Genomic DNA, 20191 nt, shown 5'->3' with positions numbered 1-20191 from the left:
GAAAAAATAGCAAAAATTACATGTTTGTTATGATAGTCGTAAAAAAGTAGGGTGTTTTTTATAATATTTTGATTTATTTTCGAAAATATTATTATTAACTAATCACCTTAACTAAATTACATGAGAAAACTTTTACTAAGTTTATTCTTGTTCTGCTGTGTCATGAATTTTGCATTCGCGCAAGATCGTACAGTAAATGGAACAATTACATCCGCTGAAGACGGACTGCCCTTGCCAGGTGCAAGTATCACATTAAAGGGTACAAAGACTGCGACCCTAACAAATAGTTCAGGAAAATTTACGATTAAAATCTCTGGCTCAAATCCGGTTTTAGTTATTGGTTTTATTGGTTCCCTTTCTCAAGAGTTACCAGTTCCTGCTTCTAACATTCTGAATGTCGCATTGAAACCAGATGCGAAGAACCTAAGTGAAGTTGTTGTAGTTGCTTATGGTATTGCTACAAAAGAATCCCTGACAGGTTCTGTTTCCGGTATAACGGCCAAGGATCTTGCTAAACGTCCGATCAGTAATGCGGTTGGTGCTTTAGAAGGAGCTGCTCCAGGTATTCAGATCAACAACACTGCTGGACAGCCTGGTGCTGAACCAGAAATCCGGATTAGAGGGTTTACTTCACCGAGTACGCTTGAACGCGCCAACAGACCTTTATATGTTGTAGATGGTGTACCTTATAACGGTAACATTTCAGATTTAAATCCTGCAGATATTGAAAGTATTTCTGTACTTAAAGATGCTGCATCTTCAGCTTTATATGGTTCAAGAGCTGCAAATGGTGTTGTTATTGTAACCACAAAAAAAGGTACAAGCAACGCAGGTAATGTTAACTTATCAGTCAATCAGGGTATTTTTAGTAGAGGTATCAAAGAATACGACCGCCTGAATCCAAATGAATTTATGGAAACCATGTGGACCGGTTTCAGAAATAACCTGAGATCTACCAATCCTACAACTTATTCTACTGATGCCCTTGCGGGAGCGAGAGCTTCAAGCAACCTGATCAGTGATTACCTGAAATTAAACATTTACAATAAAGCTGATGGTGAGTTATTTGATGCGAATGGTAAACTGGTAGCTGATGCTACAATCTTACCAGGGTATGCCAATGACTTAGATTGGTTCAAGGATATTGAAAGATTAGGCCACCGCCAGGATTACACGCTAAGTGCACGTACTGCTACAGAGAAATCAAATCTTTATTACTCATTAGGGTATTTAAATGAAAAAGGGTATATAGAGAATTCAGACTATAAACGTTTCACTGGTAGAATTAATGCTGATTTGAAAGTAAACGATTGGTTTAAATATGGTTTGAATTTAACAGGTTCACACCAGAATTCAAATTTGCTTCCTGCAACTGCAAGTAATGCAACCTCAATTGTTAACCCTTTTTATTTTTCGAGAAATATTGCTCCTATCTATCCTGTACATTTACATGATACACAGACCGGAGAATATGTATTAGATAGTTTCGGTGAAATTCAGTTTGATGAAGGATCAAATACACGTAATCAGTTACCTGGTCGCCATGCGATTTGGGAAAATCAATTGAATATGGATAGGACTGTCCGTAATACATTAGCGGGACAGGCTTATGCTGATGTGAAGTTTTTGAATGATTTCAACTTTACCTTCAAGGGAGATATGAACCTGATCAGCACCGATGAGAACACTTATAATAGTGCTGTAATTGGTGATGGTGCTGGTAACGGCGGACGTGCATCTCAGGAGAGTTATAGATATAAAATCTATACGATGCAACAATTATTGACATGGACAAAAAGAATCGGCTTGCATAATATTGACGTTTTAGCTGGTCATGAAAATTATTCTGAGAACCGTGTGTATACTTATGGTTATAAAACCAAGGAGACATTTGCAAATCAAACTAATCTTATCAATTTCTCTGAAATCACTACGCTAACTGGTGATACTAGAGATTATAGAACAGAAGGTTTCTTTAGCCGCGCACGTTACAACTATGATGGTAAATATTACTTTGATGCATCCCTGAGAAGAGATGGTTCATCAAAATTTGCCAAGGGAAGCCAATGGGGAACATTTTGGTCAGTGGGGGGTAGCTGGATAGTTTCAAAAGAAGACTTCTTTGCTCCATTGTCAAATCAGATTAATAACCTTAAGTTGAGAGCATCTTATGGTACAGTTGGTAGCGACGTTGTTGCTCCTTACTTTGCAGGCCCTGATTTATATGATTTGGATCAGAATGCAAATAACGCAGCCATATATGTTAGTCAGAATGGAAACCCTGCCTTAAAATGGGAAACTTCCGCTTCTGTAGGTATAGCTCTGGAAGGGCGCATTTTTAACAGAGCAAATTTCAGTGTAGAGTACTTCGATAAATCCTCAAAAGATTTATTATATAACGTAAACCTGGCATTATCGAACGGTGCCACTTCGAATAGTACTGCTGAGGCGACTATTGCGAGAAATCTTGGCACTGTTTCAAACAGAGGTATTGAGGTTGCTTTTGATGTTGATGTCGTAAGAAATAATGGTTTTACATGGAATGTTGGTGCCAATGCAACATGGATGAAAAACAAGATTGTTACACTTCCTGAGCAAAACAGAGCAAATGGTATTATTACCAGTAACAATTTATTCAAATATTCTGAGGGACATGGAATTTATGATTATTGGATGCCTCAATTTGCAGGTGTAGACCAGATGACTGGTAATGCATTGTATATTGCTGATACTGAAAATTATAATGTCAATGGTTCAGCGCCAGATAAAACTGCTTCTCCTACAGCAAACCTTGTTGAAATTGGTGGTAGGTATTATACTACCAATGCGACTTATGGAAAAAGAGATTGGAGTGGGAGTGCTATGCCTGATGTATTCGGAAGTTTTAGTACTTCAGTAAGCTATAAAAGTTTCACTTTATCCGGATTATTCACTTATGGTTTGGGTGGAAAGACCTTCGACTTTTCATACCAGTCATTGATGACGATGAGTGGTAGTGTAAGCGCATTGCATACAGATATTTTAAAAGCATGGAATGGAGTTCCGGCAGGGATGACTGCTGAATCGGCAAACCGTATCGATCCGAACGGTGTACCTGTTGTGGATTTCTCAAAAAGTACCTTAACTAACGTACTATCTACTCAATATCTGCAAGATGGCTCATACGGCGTAATTAAAAATATCTCTGTAGCTTATCAGTTGCCTAAAGAATTGATCAAGAGATTCGATATGAACTCTGTACGGGTAAATGTTGGAATTGAGAACCTTGCAACCTTCACCAAATTACAGGGAATGAATCCTCAGCAATCATTCGGTGGAACAAGCAGGAATGCATATGTTACCCCAAGAATGATTTCTTTCGGATTGAATATTGGTTTATAATCTAAAACAGAAAAAATGAAACAAACAATTATAACTTTGATATGCTTTGTATTCCTATTTACTTCTTGTAAAAAGGATTATCTGGATACATTGCCTACAGACCAAACACCAACAGAAACTGCTTTTGAAACCACTGCCAGCGCAAGATTTGCGGTGAATGGATTGGCTAAAATGATGACTATCCAATATCTGGGATCACAAGGCTTCAATGGAGAAGGAACCATAAAAATGTATTATGGCAATTATCCAGGAAATCACTTTTCCGTAAACTTATCTGGATGGGCGGCTATTATAAATGCTACTTATAATGAGAATATAACCAGTATCTATGATTATTATCCATGGTATTATTATTACAAGATTATTGGGAATGCAAATAAAATCATCCATTATATTGATGCTGCTGAGGGTACCACTGCTGATAAAAACTTTATCAAGGCACAAGCATTAACCTATCGCGCTTATTGTTATATGATGCTGGCACAACTATATGGTAACAGATGGAGTGATTCTAATAATGGAGCAACTGATGGAGTAGTAAATAAAATAGATATTTCTAATGATGACTTACCCAAGTCTACACTATTAGAGACTTACAATTTAATTTATGCAGATTTAGATCAGGCAATAGGTTTGTATGCTACGTCTACTGAAACCAGAACTGCTAACTATGAAATGGATGTGAATGTTGCTTATTCAATTTATGCGCGTGCAGCTTTAAACCGTGCTGATTATGCGAATGCAGAGACATTTTCACAAAAAGCCAGGGCATCCTATGCTTTGATGTCTAATACTGACTATAAAGCAGGCTTTAGTACGCCTAATTCTGAATGGATCTGGAGTAGCTATGGTGCTGCTGATGAAACCTTATATTTCTATTCGTATTTTTCATACATTGGGTATAATTCCACCGCAAGTGCGGTAAGAACTGCTCCGAAGATGATAAGCAGAGAATTGTATAATCAAATTCCATCAACTGATATTCGTAAAGGTTTATTCCTTGATCCAACAGGGTATACGTACACTACTTCAACAGGTGCTACCACAGCAGGATCAGCTTTGAGAGCTAAAGCTTTTGAATTATTTCCTGCTTTAGCAAGCAATGCTACACCATATGCTTATATGCAGTTTAAAATTGCTGCTACAGATATGCCTGGTGTAGGTAACCTGAATCATTTCCGTTCCTCAGAAATGATCCTTAATGAAGCGGAAGCTAAATATTTTCAAAATAAACCAGCCGACGAAATTCAGGCACTACTGGTTGAGCTGACGGCAACATCAGGAAGAGATGCAAGTTATACCTGTACCAAAACTGGTGCTGATTTATTAGCTGAGATCAAGAAATACCGTGCTATAGAATTATGGGGTGAAGGATTCGACTGGTTCGATATGAAACGTTGGGGTGACTCTATTAATAGAAAAAATTACACCAGCGGTAGTAATTTTATTGAAAGTTTAGCGGTTACAATTGCCCCCTCTGCCAATAACAAGTGGACATGGAAAATTCCAGCAAGAGAGACTGATTTTAATACTGTTTTAGATCAGTAATAATATTTTTTACGCGAAAAGCCGGATCAATTGCTGATCCGGCTTTTCGCGTTTCAGATGGTTTTTGCTAATTTCAGATGATATTTGGCCTGAACTGCTACAATTAATTTTTAACCTAGCAGGTGTGTTTCCTGATAGGATTTTGGTGTTTTCCCTGTGATGGCCTTAAAGCTTTTGTGGAAGCAGGTAAAGTTGTTAAAACCAGATTCAAAACAGATCTGTTTCACATCTAGCCTGTTCTCAAGAATCAGTTTACAGGCATAACCAATCCGGATATCCGTCATGAATTTTGAAAAGGTTTTACCTGTTCTTAATTTGAAATAACGGCAGAAGGAATTGGGAACCAGATCGGCCACTGCAGAAATCTCTTCCAGCTGTATTTTATTCTTGAAATGGGTAAGTGCAAAATTATAGATATTGTTCATCCGCTCATTTTCTGCCTCCCGGAAATCGGCTTTAAATCCTATCGACGCCAATTGGTTCAACTGTGGTAAAGCTGAAATCTGGATGAGGCAATCCAGTAAGGCGATGATTTTACTGAGGCCTTCCTCCTTGTATATTTTCGCTATCGATGAAGCGACTTTTAATGATTCCTTACCCCTTATAGATATTCCCCTTTTTGCTTTTTCCATTAATTTCCTGATCATCTTGGTTTCGGGAAGGTGCATAAACTGTTCACCAAGAAAATTCTCCTGAAAGTGTACAACAGTAGCATAAGGTTCATTGGTCATGGATTCATTCAGCGGCATAGGGTCAAAACGCCAGTAATGTGGAAGGTCGCTACCCACCAATATAATGTCTCCCGGCATAAAACGCCTGATATTATCGCCTACAAATTGTGTCCCGTTTCCTCTGTGGAAGCAGATCAGTTCGAGTTCCGTGTGGTAATGCCACCTGTTATTTACATAAGGGGACAGCTCCTTCCGTATACTGAACGATTGGTTTGCATGAGGTTGAATTTTAAGCTTTTGCGGCTTCATGGCTATAAATATATACAGGAATTTAAAATATTGGCAATTAAAATGTTAATATACCTTAATGAATGGATAAGAGCGTATTGTTTCTTATCCCAAATCATACTTACTTTGGACGCACCATAATATAAATATGTAAACCTGTTTGTTAACGAAGTTAAGATGAAAAAAAATCATTTCGCTGTAGTGCTTATTATATCCCTGTTTTTTTTGTGGGGTTTTGCACTTAACCTCAACCCTATCCTTATCCCGCATTTAAAGAAGGCCTGTCAATTAACCGATACACAATCGGCATTCATTGATTCCGCTTCGTATATTGCTTATTTCCTGCTGGCCATACCCGCCGGTAAATTCATGAAAAGGTTCGGATATAAAGGTGGAATTGTACTGGGTCTGTTACTCTTTGCTATAGGCTCTTTTCTTTTTTATCCTGCGGCACATACCCGTTCCTATGTATTCTTTTTAGGCGCTTTATTTATTATCGCCAGCGGATTAACCTTTCTCGAAACTGCGGCGAATCCGTATATCACGGTATTGGGTGATCCTGAAGGGGCTACGCAGCGCATAAACTTTGCCCAGTCATTTAATGGGCTGGCGGCAACCCTTGCTCCCTTCCTTGGTGGGATGTTTATTCTTTCCGGAAACTCACTGGATGCGGAAACACAAGCAGCAATGACTCCCGAACAGGTAAACAATTACCTCGCTACTGAAGCTGATGCCGTTAAACTTCCTTTTATCATTATAGGCTTGGTCGTTTTGCTGGTTGCCGTATTTTTAATGCGTACACCCTTGCCGGAAATACAGGAGAAAGAGGAAGATGAGGCTGGGAAAGTATCCCTTTGGAGACAGAAAAACCTTGTCATGGGGGTGATCGCTCAGTTCTTTTATGTGGGTGCGCAGGTGTGTGTAAGTAGCTTTTTTATCCGTTTTTCTTCTCATGTGGCCGGTATTGCTGAAAAATCTGCTGCGCTTTTCCTTTCTGGTGCCCTGCTCGGTTTTATGGCAGGCAGGTTTATCGGTACTTTTTTAATGAAATTTATCTCACCTCCGAAATTACTGGCTGTTTACAGTGTGATTAATGTTTTCCTGGTTATCGCTGCAATAGTTTTAGCTGGAAAAGCAGCCGTATATGCACTGATAGGGGTTGAATTCTTTATGTCGATTATGTTCCCTACGATATTTTCTTTGGGAATCAGGGGCTTGGGCTCAAAAGTGAAGGAAGGTTCATCATATTTGATTATGGCAATTGTCGGTGGTGCCATCTTTCCCGTGATTATGGGCAGGGTTTCTGACAGTACAAATATTCAGACCGCTTATATCGTTCCTGCTGTGTGTTTCTGTGTGATCTTTTATTTTGCACTGACCAACCTGAAGATAAAAGGAGTGAAGATGGGAACTGCACATTAATACAAAGATATGAAAAGATATTGTTTAGGCCTTGGATTGCAAGACGATGAAGAACTTATTGCAGAATATGAGGAAATGCATAAAAATGTATGGCCGGAAATAAAGGCGAGTATCCTTGGATCAGGAATCATTGATATGCAAATCTATAGGGTGGATACCTTGCTGGTGATGATCATGGATACTGATGAGGAGTTCAGCTTTGCGCACAAAGCGGAGATGGATGCAGCGAATCCAAAAGTTCAGGAATGGGAGCAGCTCATGTGGAAATACCAGCAGGCGCTTCCTTCGGCAAAACCCGGAGAAAAATGGGTGTTAATGGACCAGATTTTTGCCCTGAAAAAGATAGCGCATTGATTTAACTAGTTTAGCTAACCGATATATAATTAGATAATGAAGATAGATGCACACCAACATTTCTGGAATTATGATCCCCTGAAACACGAATGGATAGGAGATGATATGGCTGTTATACGTCGTGATTTTTTGCCGGACCAATTGTCTGCTGTTTTACAGGAGAATCATATAGAGGGATGTGTAGCCGTTCAGGCTGACCAGACGGTGGAGGAAACAACATTTTTGCTGGAATTGTCCGACACCAATGAATTCATCAAAGGTGTAGTCGGATGGGTAGACCTGCAGTCGCCTGATGTGGCTGACTATTTACAGCAATTCAGTTCGCATCCGAAATTCAAGGGGCTAAGGCATGTATTGCAAGGTGAGGCAAAAAGGGACCTGATGTTAAGTCCCCCTTTTCTTGAAGGGATCAGTAAACTGGCCACGTACGACCTGAGCTATGATATCCTGATCTTTGCAGACCAACTCCAGTTTGTTCCTGAATTTGTTGCCATGTTTCCGGATACCCGTTTTGTCATAGACCATATTGCGAAACCGGAGATAAAAAATGGAAATATTAGCCAATGGAAAAAGGATCTGGAAGGGGTTGCACAGCACCGTAATGTATCATGCAAGATTTCCGGAATGGTGACTGAAGCGGATCTCAAAAACTGGAAACCAGCAGATTTTAAGCCCTATCTTGATGTGGTTGTGGATGCTTTTGGGATAGACAGGGTAATGTATGGATCTGACTGGCCTGTGTGTCTGGCTGCCGGGAGTTATGCACAGGTTTTTAATCTGGTCAGTTCTTATTTCAGGGATTTTAGCACAGCTGAACAGGAGTTGTTTTTTGGCGGTAATGCCACCCATTTTTATAAATTAGATTAATATTTCTCTTTTTATGGTGTTTTTACTTCTTTAAAGTAAGCTATTGGAGCCAATTCTTCTGAATTGGTTTTTTTATGGTAAATTGACTTAAAATTCATATAATGCAGAAACACCTATTATTTTTAATCTTTGCGGGATATTTCTTTATTTCTTGTACACAGCATCCTGGAGTCGATGCCATTGATGCAGACTCTACAGCAATTCAGGCCATTAATGATACCAGCCTCGCAAAACATATGGGGATCCTGGCCTCAGATGATTTTCAGGGCAGGAAACCTTTTACAACCGGTGAAACAAAAACCATTCATTACCTGGAAGAGGAATTTAGTAAGCTGGGCCTGAAACCGGGGAATGGCAATAGTTATTTTCAGGAAGTTCCTATGGTGGAAATCAAGTCTGTTCCAGGCAATAAACTGGTGTTTCAGGGATTAAAAGGGGCAGTTACGGCAACCTATCTGGAAAATTTTGTCGCAGGCACCAAACATGTTAAACCCAGTGTTCATTTAAAAATGTCTCCATTGGTGTTTGCAGGTTACGGAATTGTAGCCCCTGAATACCACTGGAATGATTATGCCGGGATTGATGTCAAAGGTAAGACTGTCGTGGTGATGATTAACGATCCTGGATTTGCTGATTCTACGCTGTTTAAAGGAAAAAACATGACCTATTATGGCCGCTGGACCTATAAGTTTGAAGAAGCTGCGCGTCAGGGTGCTGCCGGTATCCTTATCATTCACGATACGGCTCCGGCCGCATATCCATGGTCAGTTGTACGAAGTGGATGGTCGAAATCTAAATTGCAGGCAGAGAAAGCTGATAACCATGCGTCCCCTGCGATTGTTGAAGGATGGATTACGATGGATATTGCTAAACAGTTGTTTAAATTGAGCGGACAGTCGGATGCCCTGTTTACCGCTGCAGGCCACAAAGGTTTTAAAGCGGTAGACCTGCAGGCAACGACTTCACTGACCATCCATAATCAGATCAAGAAGTCAGTATCAAATAATGTAATTGCAACTATTCCAGGGGCTGAAAGGGCTGAGGAGTGTATTATTTATTCTGCACACTGGGATCACCTGGGTATAGGAGAAACCGTAAAAGGGGATTCTATTTACAATGGAGCAGTGGATAATGCTACGGGTGTTGCTGCACTGCTGGAACTGGCAGCAGCATTCCAGAAATCGGCACACAAGCCAGGCCGGTCTATTGTATTTATTTCATTTACCGGGGAAGAACAGGGACTGATCGGATCTGAATATTATTCCAGAAACCCGGTTTTCCCAGCAAACAAAACGGTGGCAGATATCAATATGGATATGATGGGACTTGCCGGTAAAACAAAAGATATTATTGTATATGGTTATGGACAGTCTGAACTGGAAGACTATGCTGAAGCTTCGGCGAAAAAACAGGGGAGAGTTATCGTTAGAGATCCTGTACCTTCCTCAGGATTGTATTACCGTTCCGATCATTTTAATTTCGCAAAAGTAGGAATACCTTCTTTATTCACGGGTTCTGGCGTTGACAATGTGGAACATGGAAAAGAATGGGGGTTGAAAGAAGTGGCTGCCTATACCAAATCAAGGTACCACTCACCACAAGATAATTTTGAGGCCATCAGCGACCGTACTGGCATTATTGAAGATATACGACTATTATTTGATATGGGGTATCGTTTAAGCAATGAGTCTACCTTCCCGAAATGGAAAAAAGGCTCAGAGTTTATGGCCGCAAGAGAGAAATCGTTGAAATAAAAATCAAAGAAGGGTTATCATAACTTCATAAATCATGGTAACCCTTTTTTGTTGTTAATTCATACAGGCAGGGATATTTTCAACTATTCAATTTTCAGAAACCGAATTTCATTGCTGATACCCCCACTTTATATTTACTATAGATTGGGTAATTCATGAATGAATAAAGGGATCTGATCAACTGTTACTGGCATCAGACTGGTCGCCGCTCCCTTTTTCTGCTGAATATTCTTTGGCCTTCTCATCGGCCCATAAATTACCCTTTTCTTCCTTTTCAAGGTTTTCATCCAGACGGTCATTCCAGTTGTCCAGGCCTGTTGCCTTCGCCTGGTCTTTATCTTTTTGTTGACAGGGATCATTATCCGGTACTAAATTTCCTTTTGTGTTTTCCATAGTGTTATAATTAAGTACCTGTTTTGTAACAGGTGTAGCTGATTTAAATTACGGTTATAACAGATTTCAATTTTCTCCAATTCGTTTTGCTGTCCGCATAAAAGGTGCGGTAGCTCTGTTCTGGTATCCATGGACCATTACGTTCAGCAATATCACTGCTGAAATGATGATGGCAGTATAAGCTACTGATGCCTGTGTGTTCCAATTTTTTACCCCAATAGCAACGATGCCCCAAACCCCGACTGTAGCATATTCACGCATATTGCGTTTCCATACCATGGCAATAAAAATGACAGCAGCAACTACCAGTACCAAAATTGCCCAGGGTGCAGCACCCAATGGCCCGCCTGTCCAGCCCAGGGAAGTTAGCCAGGCCGCAATATTCACGATAAGCGCAACATTGATCCATCCGAAGTAAAGGCTGATAGGCCACCACAGGAATCCAATGGTAGCTTCAGGGGCATCCCACTTTTCCATATGGGTATTTACCACTATTTTCAGCAGGGAAAAAAAGAGTGCAAGCATAACCATGACCGATAATCCGGGCATATCCTGTGTAAAAGCAATCACCCAGGCCGCATTGGCCAGGTTGGCAATGCTGAACCACCATCCAATTTCATTCACATAACTGGTATCAATTTTTTTATAAAAAATATCCAGCAGCTGATAAATGGCAAAAACAAAAAGTGCCAGGTAAATCAGTCCCCAAATGCTGAAAGCATAACCCGCCGGCGTAAGGAGCGTATCGTATTTACCTGATATTTCACTGATCGATGGTGTCCCCGCTTTTTTGGCATTTACATAGTAATTGATAAAAACAGCGACAATAAGTGATAAAAGGTTTGACAGCTGGAGTATTCTTTTCATGTTCATTGTAATTGCTACCTAGAGCAACAATGATCTTCGCGAAGAGTTTTAACTCTTATCAGGTATGACAAGGATATGGTCGGTCATTTTGTTAGAGACCGTTTTTTGGGTTCCGCCATTAATGGTAATGACCATCGAATTATCAAATTCCTGTTTGTCGATTACCGTAATCCTGGCTCCAAGGCCTACCTCCAGCTGTTTCAGGTACTTAAGAAATGGAGCAGAGGTGTCCCTTACGCTTCCTACTTTGCAGGATTGGTTGATGGAAATATCGCTCAGCAATGTTGTGGCATACACAGGCATTTTACCGCTGGAAGATGGAATAGGATCACCATGGGGATCTACAGCTGGATTCCCTAAAAAGTCGTCCAGCTTTTTTGCCAGCTGATCATCGTGGATATGTTCCAGCTGCTCTGCAATATCGTGGACTTCATCCCAACCATAATTTAGTTTTTCCACGAGAAATACTTCCCATAATCTATGTTTTCTGATGATATCAAGTGCTGTTGATTCCCCGGGAGGAGTTAAAAATGCCCCATTGGATTTATCATAGGTGATGAGTTCCTTGTCCTGAAGCTTTTTTAACATGTCAATTACAGAGGCTGGATTATTTTCCAGCGCATCAGCTATGGCCTTGGGACTCACTTTGTTTTCCATTTTTCCGAGGTGATAAATGGCCTTTAAATAATTTTCTTCTGAATAGGTTTTCTTCATGGTACCGGGTATGAAACAAAGATACTTATTATTTGTCTAATCATTTAAATTAGTCTTATCTAATTATAAAATTTGGTTTATCTATTTTATGTGTTTATGTTTGTCTAAAATATTAAATATGAAATACCTAATTATACTGCTCAGTATTCTATCTCCCTTTTTTTCTATAGCACAGACAGGCGCTGTACAGGGAAAAATTACCGCAAACGGAAAAGCTTTGCCTGCGGCTACAGTGATGTTTCTCAAAACCTCTTTCAGGATGGCGACCCCGGTTTCCGGTAATTATGCTTTAAAAGAAGTTCCTCCGGGGAATTATACTCTTTCGGTAAGTGGTGTGGGGTATATTACCTATAAGCAGCAGGTGAATATTGCGGCCGACAGCACAATTGTTTTGGATGTTGAGTTGAAAGAGCGTGAAGGTGATCTTAATGAAGTGGTTGTCACTGGTACGATGAAAGAAGTCAGTCGACTGGAAAGTCCGGTTCCGGTAGAAGTATACCGGCCTTCTCATTTCCAAAAAAATCCTACACCAAGTTTATTTGATGCCATAGGCATGATCAACGGGGTACGGCCTCAGCTAAATTGTAATATCTGCAATACGGGAGATATCCATATCAACGGTATGGAAGGGCCTTATACCCTTATTTTAATTGATGGAATGCCAATTGTAAGCAGCTTATCTACTGTATATGGCCTGAGCGGAATACCCAATAGTCTGGTAGAAAGGATTGAGGTGGTGAAAGGGCCGGCATCTTCATTATATGGCTCTGAAGCTATGGGAGGGGTAATCAATGTGATTACCAAGAATCCCAAAAATGCACCCCTGGTCAGTATTGATGCTTTTGGTACTTCATGGCAGGAGTATAATGTGGATGCGGCACTGAAGCTTGGTGGTAAAAAAGTACAGGGTTTGCTGGGCATGAATTATTTCAATTATCAGCATCCTGAAGATCATAATCAGGACGGTTTTACTGATGTGACCCTGCAAAACAGGATATCGATTTTTAATAAATGGAATTTTGTACGTAAAGAAAACCGGGTAGCCAGTATTGCAGCACGTTTTGTGAATGAAGACCGTTGGGGGGGACAAATGAGCTGGAATAAAGCCTACCGGGGATCTGACAGTATTTATGGGGAGAGTATTTATACCAGGAGATGGGAATTTATAGGACAGTATCAGTTACCAGTTAAAGAGAAGATCATGACCCAATTTTCATATAATTGGCACAACCAGAATTCATGGTATGGAAATGTACCGTATATGGCGACACAACAAGTCGGTTTTGCACAGCTGTATTGGGACAAGATGATCGGTAAAGAACATAACCTGTTGCTGGGGGGCACTTATCGTTATACCTGGTATGACGACAATACACCGGGAACCCTATCTGCCGATGGCTTGGTGAATGTACCGGCAAAAACACCTTTGCCAGGAATTTTTATTCAGGATGAATGGAAGTTTACTGAACGGCAGACCTTACTGGCGGGGTACAGATATGATTACGATAAACACCATGGCAGTATCCATTCTCCGAGGTTGGCCTATAAATTTTCACCCAATGCTAAAAATACTTTCAGGGCAAGCTTTGGAACCGGCTTCCGAGTAGTTAATCTGTTTACGGAAGACCATGCCGCACTTACAGGTGCAAGACAGGTGGTGATCACTGAGGAACTTAAACCAGAACGCTCCTACAATGGAAATTTAAATTATGTACTGAAAGTACCTTCAGAAAGTTTCCTGTTAGGCCTGGATATTACAGGGTTCTATTCTTATTTTACCAATAAGATTACCGGGGATTTTGATCAGAACCCTAATCAGATTATCTATTCCAACCTGAATGGGCATGCGATTTCAAGAGGGCTTTCCCTGAACAGTGAGCTGAGTTTTTATTTCCCCCTGAAAGTACTTGCCGGATTTACCTATTCTGATGTGTATCAGCTGGATGACCATGGGCAGGGCAGAATAAGGACTACACAGCTTCATGCTCCTAAATGGAGTGGGAACTACCTGTTGTCTTATACCTTCCCTAAAGATTTCAGTGTAGATTTTACCGGTGTTTTTACCGGGCCCATGCGCTTGCCGGTTCAGCCGAATGATTACAGACCGGAGCGTTCGCCCTGGTTTACCATTGCCAATGTACAGCTGACTAAAAAGTTTGGGAACGGACTTGAAATATATGGTGGTATAAAAAATATATTCGCATTCATCCCTAAGTATTCATTGATACGCGCATTTGATCCGTTTGATAAAACCGCAAACGATCCGGTATCAAATCCAAATGGTTATACGTTTGATACCGAATATAATTATGCCCCATTACAGGGAAGAAGGATTTTTGCAGGAATCCGTTATAACCTCCTTAGTCATTTATAAATAGAATCAGGTACAGCTACGATATACTGTACCTGATTCCCGGAAATTGTTATTCCTCTATAAGATTTCAGAAACTTTAGCGGAAAGAGGTTGTTTTTCCATAAAAAACCTATGATGGAAGACAATAAAGAAAAAGGACAATCAGCGGACCAGGAAAAAAGTCCATCTAAAGCACAGCTGGAAAGAAAGGAAAATGAGTCGCCTAAAGGCAATGATTATGCCGATGATCAGGGAGAGGATGAAAATGGTCCGAAACCCTCGGCGGATGATCAGGACTAGAAGTAAAGATAATTTAATTACTATTAAAGAATAAAATTATGTTATTACCAATTGAAAATCTGCCTGACCATGTATTCGGTGTACAGGCTATAGGAGAAGTTACTGAAGTAGATTTAAAACATGTATTGTTACCCGGACTTGCTGCGCTGGTTGAAAAGTACGGAGAAATCTATTACCTGCTTTTATTGGATACCAAGGTCGAAAATTTTACTGCCGGCGCATGGATACAGGATATGATCGCAGGAATAAAACACTTAACCCAATGGGAAAAAATGGCTATAGTAACCGACCAGAAGGCGGTGGAAAGATTCACAGACCTATTCAGCTATGTCACGCCAGGTGAAGCAAAAGGATTCAGTATTGCTGAACTGAATGAAGCGATAGCCTGGGTAAGTATAAAATCATAACAATAACCTTGAATTTTCAGGATATAATTGATTTTGAAAGCAGAGAAATATAAAAATAGGTACCTTAGTCCATCTAAATTAACATAATGGATTTTATACACACTATTTTAGGGGACGACATACAGGCCGGCCTTCTCATCATTCTAAATTTAATTGTAATTGAAAGCCTGCTATCGGTAGATAATGCAGCGGTGTTGGCCACTATGGTCATGGATTTGCCAAAAGAACAGCGTGAAAAGGCATTGAAGTATGGAATTATCGGCGCCTATATATTTAGGGGAATCTGTTTATTCCTGGCAGCATGGCTGGTCAAAATCTGGTGGCTGAAACCATTGGGTGGCCTGTATCTCTTGTACCTGGCTGTCGACTTCTTTATCAAAAAGAGCAAGAAAGACAATGAAGAGGAGGAATCTGTCGATAAAAGTAAAAGCTGGATTTATAAATCGACAGTTGGGGTTATTGGTTCATTCTGGGCTACTGTTGCCCTGGTGGAAGTGATGGACCTGGCATTCTCTATTGATAATGTATTTGCTGCTGTAGCGTTTACAGACCATATCTATTTAATTTACATTGGTGTGTTCATCGGAATTCTGGCGATGCGTTTTGTCGCCCAGGCATTTGTAAAACTGATGGAGAAATTTACTTTTCTTGAAACTGTGGCATTTGTGGTGATTGGTGTGCTGGGGATTAAACTTACCTCTTCCTTATTCACACATTTTTATCCTGAATCACCAGTTTCACATTTTATAGAAGGAGAGAAGACAGATCTTTTTGTTTCGATTTTTACAGTCGCGATATTCTTATTGCCGGTGCTTTCATCATTACTGTTTAATTTCCCTAAAAAACACATTGTGGAGCCTACGGCGAAGTAATTTATGCCCGCTTACCTGTCAGGAGCTTTATCCTATGGGAATGTTTATACCAAAAAAGGCTGATCATCATCAGCCTTTTTTGGTATAAACAGGAATTTTAATATCACCAGTAGGGGTGACTTCATTTATTTGGCATTGATCTGTTTCACTGCTTCCTCAATAAACTTAACTGAAGCCTGATCACCACTTTTGCTTCTTTCTCCTTTAACATAGTTCAGGGCTTCAACGATTTGTGGTGCAACACCATATGATTTGAAGGCTAATGCAAAATCTTTGATGGTGCTCACCCCTTGCTGTGCATACTCCGGATTTTTAACACGGATGACAAAAGAGATATAGTTTTTCATCATGTCGAATTTCTCCTGTGCACCCAGGTCTTTGAAATTGCTGTTCACAAAAGTCCATTCTGCATCAGTGCCATAGTTTGCATAAATAGCTACAATGGCAGGAATCAGGTCGCCGCCGCTATCTTTTTCCAGCGACTTTGCCTGTGGTAATGCTTCTGAAGGATTTAACTGTGCTAAAGCGGTTAAACCTGCACCCTGAATTGCATAGGACTGATTTTTTACTGCTGCCTGGAAAAGTGCAAGGTATTGGTTGGCATTTGCTGTATTGCTCAGGGCACTTAGTGCTCCGGCTTTTACCAATGTATTTTCATCCTGGCCAGCAAGTTTTAGAATAACCGGCAAGGCAGCTGCGATCAGTTGGGTATTGCCCTTATCCAGTCCCTGTAGGGTCGTTAAACGTAATTGATAATATTTATCATTTAAGGCTGCGATCAATATTTTCTGTGCGGAAGGATCAGTCTGCAGATTTAATGCGGCTTCAATGGCTTCCAGTCTGTCCATATACAAAGGGGCATTGGTATATTGGAAAAGGTAATTTTCCATGGTCAGGTGGTTGGTTTTCTGCATCAGGATGATCTTATCCCCATCTACATTCACGAGGTCGGGTTTGGCCGGCAGGATAAATTTAAGGGTATCCGATTTACCTTGCATCGTGATCTGGTGGCGCTCTTTTTTACCGCCAACATAGATATCAATCGCCATAGGTAAAATGAAAGCTTTGGCTTCCTGCGTTTGTTTCAGAAAAACCAACTGGGTTTTAGTCGCTTCATCCCATCTGTAATCGATGTCGAGTAAAGGGTGCCCGGCATTATAATACCATTGATTAAAGAACCAGTTCAGGTCTTTACCACTCGCTTCTTCCAGTGCCAGGCGCAACTGCTGGGCCTCTCCATTTTTAAAGGCATTTGTTTTAAGGTAAATGTTGAGTCCCTTAAAGAAGGCCGGGGCTCCGAGATAAGTACGCAGCATATTTAGAATACGGCCACCTTTCTGATAGGAAACGGCATCAAAAACTTCCAGTGCGGCGTGGTAATGAAATCTGACCAGGTCTTTTTTCGCATTTTCAGGATTTGCAAAATAATCCAGCATGGCCTGGTGGTTATGTTCATCCCCCGTATCCTGCCCATATTTATGTTCTGCCCACAAGGTCTCGCTGAAATTGGCAAATGATTCGTTTACAGTGATATTACTCCAGCTTTCTGCCGTCACATAGTCCCCAAACCAATGGTGGAAAAGTTCATGTACAATGGTACTTCTTCCTTTATCAAAATACCGGTCCAGCAATTCTCTTTTTGTTCCCTGGACATAAGATCCATGTAAGGTGGCCGTTGTATTTTCCATCGCACCACTCACAAAATCGCGGACTACAATCTGCGAATACTTATTCCATGGATAGTCAACGCCCAATACTTTCGAATAAAAGTCCATGGCTTCCGGAGTAAAACCAAAGATATCCTTTGCATAAGGAGCATATTTTGGTTCCAGGTAATAGTTCACTTCCTTATCTCTCCATTTGTCTTTATAGATTTTAAAATCCCCGACAGCCATCATAAAAAGATAGGGAGAATGGGGCAAATCCATTTTCCAGGTGTCCGTACGGGTACCATCAGTATTTTTTTTCTGTAAAGTGAGACGGCCATTGGAAAGTGTGACATATTTGGAAGGAACAGTCATGCTGATTTCCTGTGTGGTTTTCTGGTTGGTATGGTCTATCGTCGGGAACCAGGCAGATGAACTTTCCAGCTCTCCCTGGGTCCAGATTTGTACAGGCTTACCTTTTTCGGTACTGTCAGGATTGATGAAATAGAGTCCCTTTGCATCAGTAATGGCCTGTCCACCTTCAATTTTTAACTCATCAGGTTTTGCGGTATAACTGATATAAATCGTATACTTTTCGTTTTCCCGATAAACTTTATCAAGTTTAATAGCCAGGGTAAGACTATCGTAAGTGAATTTCAGGGGAAGGTTTTTACCGTTTTTAACGATGGACAGTGTATTGATGTCCATCCCTTTCGCATCCAGTCTGAGGGAGTCTGTCGGATTGAAATGTGGCTTCAGTGTTACCCATTCCTTACCGTATAGATAACGTTTTTTGTAATCGAAGCGAACATCCAGTTTGGTATGGACAAGGTCATTAATCTTATCCGGTGCAGCCCTGTAAATTTTAAGCAGTGGATCTTCTTGTTTGTCCTGTGCGAGCACGGGAAAGGTAAGCATGCTCCCAAATACCAGTAAAGTTCGGAACACTGCGCGCTGGCAGTCCTTGTAATTTATATGCATAATAAGATTTGTATGATGCAATAAATTTAAGGATTATATTCGTTTATCCGTCAATACTCTGCAAAAGCCTCATCAACATAACACCATAACCAACGCTCAGCCGGTTCAGAAGAGATGATTACAGGGTGGCCGGTCTCATGAAAATGTGCTGTCATGTGTTTGCCGGGCGACTGGTCACAACAAAGCGTTTTTCCGCAGGTCTGGCAGGTACGGAGATGTACCCAGTTCGTGTTATTTTTTATACATTCCTCACAGAGGTATGCTTTAGCCGTTTTTAATGTTTGAATTGTGCCGATGTGCTGACAAATCTGATCTTCCATAGCTTATCTTTTGAGTTTATCCTGAATAAATCTATGCATTAGTTCCTGTTTCCCATAGTCAGGGTCAAAACTTCTGTCTTCAAACATTATCCTGAACGTTACCATAGACCAGATCCTACCAGTATATATAAAATATAAAGAGTATATATTCGTTCATAAAAGCTGCTAAAAATAAAACAAGCCCGGTTTACTGTTGTTAATTAGTCAACTAAATACAATCATATGATAACTCCAGAGCATAACTCATTAAATAACGATGATGCTGAAGATCAGTTAAGTCAGCAGGATGTACAGTCAGACGGTATTGATGATCTTCCGGCTTCTGAAGCAGATGAAAATGCTTCAGCTATTGATCATTTGTCGCAGGCAGATAAAGCTGCTGAATCTTCCTTTACTTTAAATGTTGATGGAGGGATCGCCCCGCGGAAACCGGATGTCGATTAACTTGTTAAAACACGTATTTTAATCTGCTATTATCCGTATTTATTACCTTCCGGGTGATAAAACAGACACTTATTTTTATCTAACGTCATTCATGAAGTGTGACATAGGCTTTAGTGTCTGTTAATATCTTGAAGGAATAATCATGGAGAATAGCATTTTAATTGTTGAAAATGATGAGAAGCTTATCGATATTTTAACCAGACTTTTACCTAAAAACGGGTATGACGTTAAATTCCTGTCCCAAGCCTATGACATTCGTCCGGTGGTTAGGGAATTCAAACCCGACCTTGTTTTGCTTGATTTTCTCCTGCCTGGGGTGAACGGCGGAGATTTGTGTTTACAGATCAAAAGGAGCGAGGAGCTGAAGCACATTCCTGTCATCATTTTTTCTGCTTTTCCTAAAGTGATGTTGTCTTTGGGCGATTATGAATGTAATGCTTTTATCTCCAAACCATTTGATGTCAATAATTTACTGATACAGATAGCTGCCTGTATACAGGAGCCTGAACGGAGCTACCTGAATTCCTGACCGGCCTTGTTTTCCCCTTTTATTTACTTTCAGTTCATTGGTTTTATCATTTTTGGGATCCACCTTTACTGTAAAAAAGG

Annotated in this window: 18 protein-coding genes; 12 read left to right on the top strand and 6 right to left on the bottom strand. The window is 40.4% G+C overall.

From position 1 onward, the window contains the following. Positions 1 to 120 precede the first annotated feature (120 nt). Positions 121 to 3381, top strand: a complete 3261-nt coding sequence (locus ACSBL2_RS22185; protein WP_442588748.1) for a SusC/RagA family TonB-linked outer membrane protein — start codon at positions 121 to 123, stop codon at positions 3379 to 3381. Positions 3382 to 3396: 15 nt separating this feature from the next. Then, entirely contained in the window at positions 3397 to 4929 is a 1533-nt protein-coding gene (locus ACSBL2_RS22180; RefSeq protein ID WP_442588747.1) for a RagB/SusD family nutrient uptake outer membrane protein, read from the top strand. 110 nt (positions 4930 to 5039) lie between these two features. Here ACSBL2_RS22180 and ACSBL2_RS22175 read toward each other — a convergent pair whose 3' ends face one another. Further along, positions 5040 to 5909, bottom strand: coding sequence for an AraC family transcriptional regulator (locus tag ACSBL2_RS22175; protein WP_442588746.1), 870 nt, complete (start codon positions 5907 to 5909; stop codon positions 5040 to 5042). A 156-nt stretch (positions 5910 to 6065) separates the two neighbouring features. Between ACSBL2_RS22175 and fucP the strand changes: the two genes are divergently transcribed. From fucP to ACSBL2_RS22155, 4 genes are all read left to right on the top strand, one after another. After that, complete coding sequence (gene fucP, locus ACSBL2_RS22170; protein WP_442588745.1) at positions 6066 to 7310, top strand: L-fucose:H+ symporter permease; 1245 nt, start codon at positions 6066 to 6068, stop codon at positions 7308 to 7310. 9 nt (positions 7311 to 7319) lie between these two features. After that, positions 7320 to 7664 (top strand): L-rhamnose mutarotase, encoded by a 345-nt coding sequence (locus ACSBL2_RS22165; protein WP_442588744.1) that lies wholly within the window; start codon positions 7320 to 7322, stop codon positions 7662 to 7664. A gap of 36 nt (positions 7665 to 7700) precedes the next feature. Continuing rightward, complete coding sequence (locus ACSBL2_RS22160) at positions 7701 to 8531, top strand: amidohydrolase family protein (protein ID WP_442588743.1); 831 nt, start codon at positions 7701 to 7703, stop codon at positions 8529 to 8531. Between the two features lie 101 nt (positions 8532 to 8632). Then, a complete protein-coding gene (locus ACSBL2_RS22155; RefSeq protein ID WP_442588742.1) occupies positions 8633 to 10285 on the top strand; it encodes a M28 family metallopeptidase in 1653 nt (550 codons plus the stop codon). A gap of 177 nt (positions 10286 to 10462) precedes the next feature. Here the strand turns inward: ACSBL2_RS22155 and ACSBL2_RS22150 are convergent, their stop codons facing one another. From ACSBL2_RS22150 to ACSBL2_RS22140, 3 genes are all read right to left on the bottom strand, one after another. Then, a complete protein-coding gene (locus tag ACSBL2_RS22150) occupies positions 10463 to 10678 on the bottom strand; it encodes a hypothetical protein (protein WP_442588741.1) in 216 nt (71 codons plus the stop codon). A gap of 66 nt (positions 10679 to 10744) precedes the next feature. After that, entirely contained in the window at positions 10745 to 11545 is an 801-nt protein-coding gene (locus tag ACSBL2_RS22145; protein ID WP_442588740.1) for a hypothetical protein, read from the bottom strand. A 48-nt stretch (positions 11546 to 11593) separates the two neighbouring features. After that, positions 11594 to 12259: a metal-dependent transcriptional regulator gene (locus tag ACSBL2_RS22140; protein ID WP_442588739.1), complete on the bottom strand. Its 666-nt coding sequence runs from the start codon at positions 12257 to 12259 to the stop codon at positions 11594 to 11596. A 118-nt stretch (positions 12260 to 12377) separates the two neighbouring features. On the opposite strand from ACSBL2_RS22140, the gene ACSBL2_RS22135 reads away from it, so the two are divergent. The 4 genes from ACSBL2_RS22135 (at position 12378) to ACSBL2_RS22120 (ending at position 16191) form a co-directional block, all read left to right on the top strand. Next, positions 12378 to 14633 carry a TonB-dependent receptor gene (locus ACSBL2_RS22135; protein ID WP_442588738.1) on the top strand — a complete coding sequence of 752 codons (2256 nt, stop codon included), beginning with the start codon at positions 12378 to 12380 and terminating at the stop codon, positions 14631 to 14633. 111 nt (positions 14634 to 14744) lie between these two features. Further along, positions 14745 to 14912 carry a hypothetical protein gene (locus ACSBL2_RS22130; protein WP_442588737.1) on the top strand — a complete coding sequence of 56 codons (168 nt, stop codon included), beginning with the start codon at positions 14745 to 14747 and terminating at the stop codon, positions 14910 to 14912. A gap of 38 nt (positions 14913 to 14950) precedes the next feature. Further along, entirely contained in the window at positions 14951 to 15319 is a 369-nt protein-coding gene (locus ACSBL2_RS22125; protein ID WP_442588736.1) for an STAS/SEC14 domain-containing protein, read from the top strand. An 86-nt stretch (positions 15320 to 15405) separates the two neighbouring features. Beyond that, on the top strand, positions 15406 to 16191 hold the full coding sequence (locus ACSBL2_RS22120) for a TerC family protein (protein ID WP_442588735.1): 786 nt from the start codon (positions 15406 to 15408) through the stop codon (positions 16189 to 16191). Between the two features lie 125 nt (positions 16192 to 16316). Here ACSBL2_RS22120 and ACSBL2_RS22115 read toward each other — a convergent pair whose 3' ends face one another. Next, on the bottom strand, positions 16317 to 18818 hold the full coding sequence (locus ACSBL2_RS22115; protein WP_442588734.1) for a M1 family aminopeptidase: 2502 nt from the start codon (positions 18816 to 18818) through the stop codon (positions 16317 to 16319). 50 nt (positions 18819 to 18868) lie between these two features. Then, positions 18869 to 19138: a UBP-type zinc finger domain-containing protein gene (locus ACSBL2_RS22110; protein WP_442588733.1), complete on the bottom strand. Its 270-nt coding sequence runs from the start codon at positions 19136 to 19138 to the stop codon at positions 18869 to 18871. Between the two features lie 222 nt (positions 19139 to 19360). On the opposite strand from ACSBL2_RS22110, the gene ACSBL2_RS22105 reads away from it, so the two are divergent. Continuing rightward, positions 19361 to 19582, top strand: coding sequence for a hypothetical protein (locus ACSBL2_RS22105; protein ID WP_442588732.1), 222 nt, complete (start codon positions 19361 to 19363; stop codon positions 19580 to 19582). Positions 19583 to 19724: 142 nt separating this feature from the next. Continuing rightward, on the top strand, positions 19725 to 20111 hold the full coding sequence (locus ACSBL2_RS22100; RefSeq protein ID WP_442588731.1) for a response regulator: 387 nt from the start codon (positions 19725 to 19727) through the stop codon (positions 20109 to 20111). The last annotated feature ends 80 nt before the right edge of the window (positions 20112 to 20191 follow it).

It is taken from the genome of Pedobacter sp. AW31-3R (genome assembly GCF_052180285.1).
GTDB lineage: Bacteria > Bacteroidota > Bacteroidia > Sphingobacteriales > Sphingobacteriaceae > Pedobacter.
The sequence above is the reverse complement of the archived record's forward strand: the minus strand, read 5'-3'. Positions and strand labels throughout refer to the sequence as shown.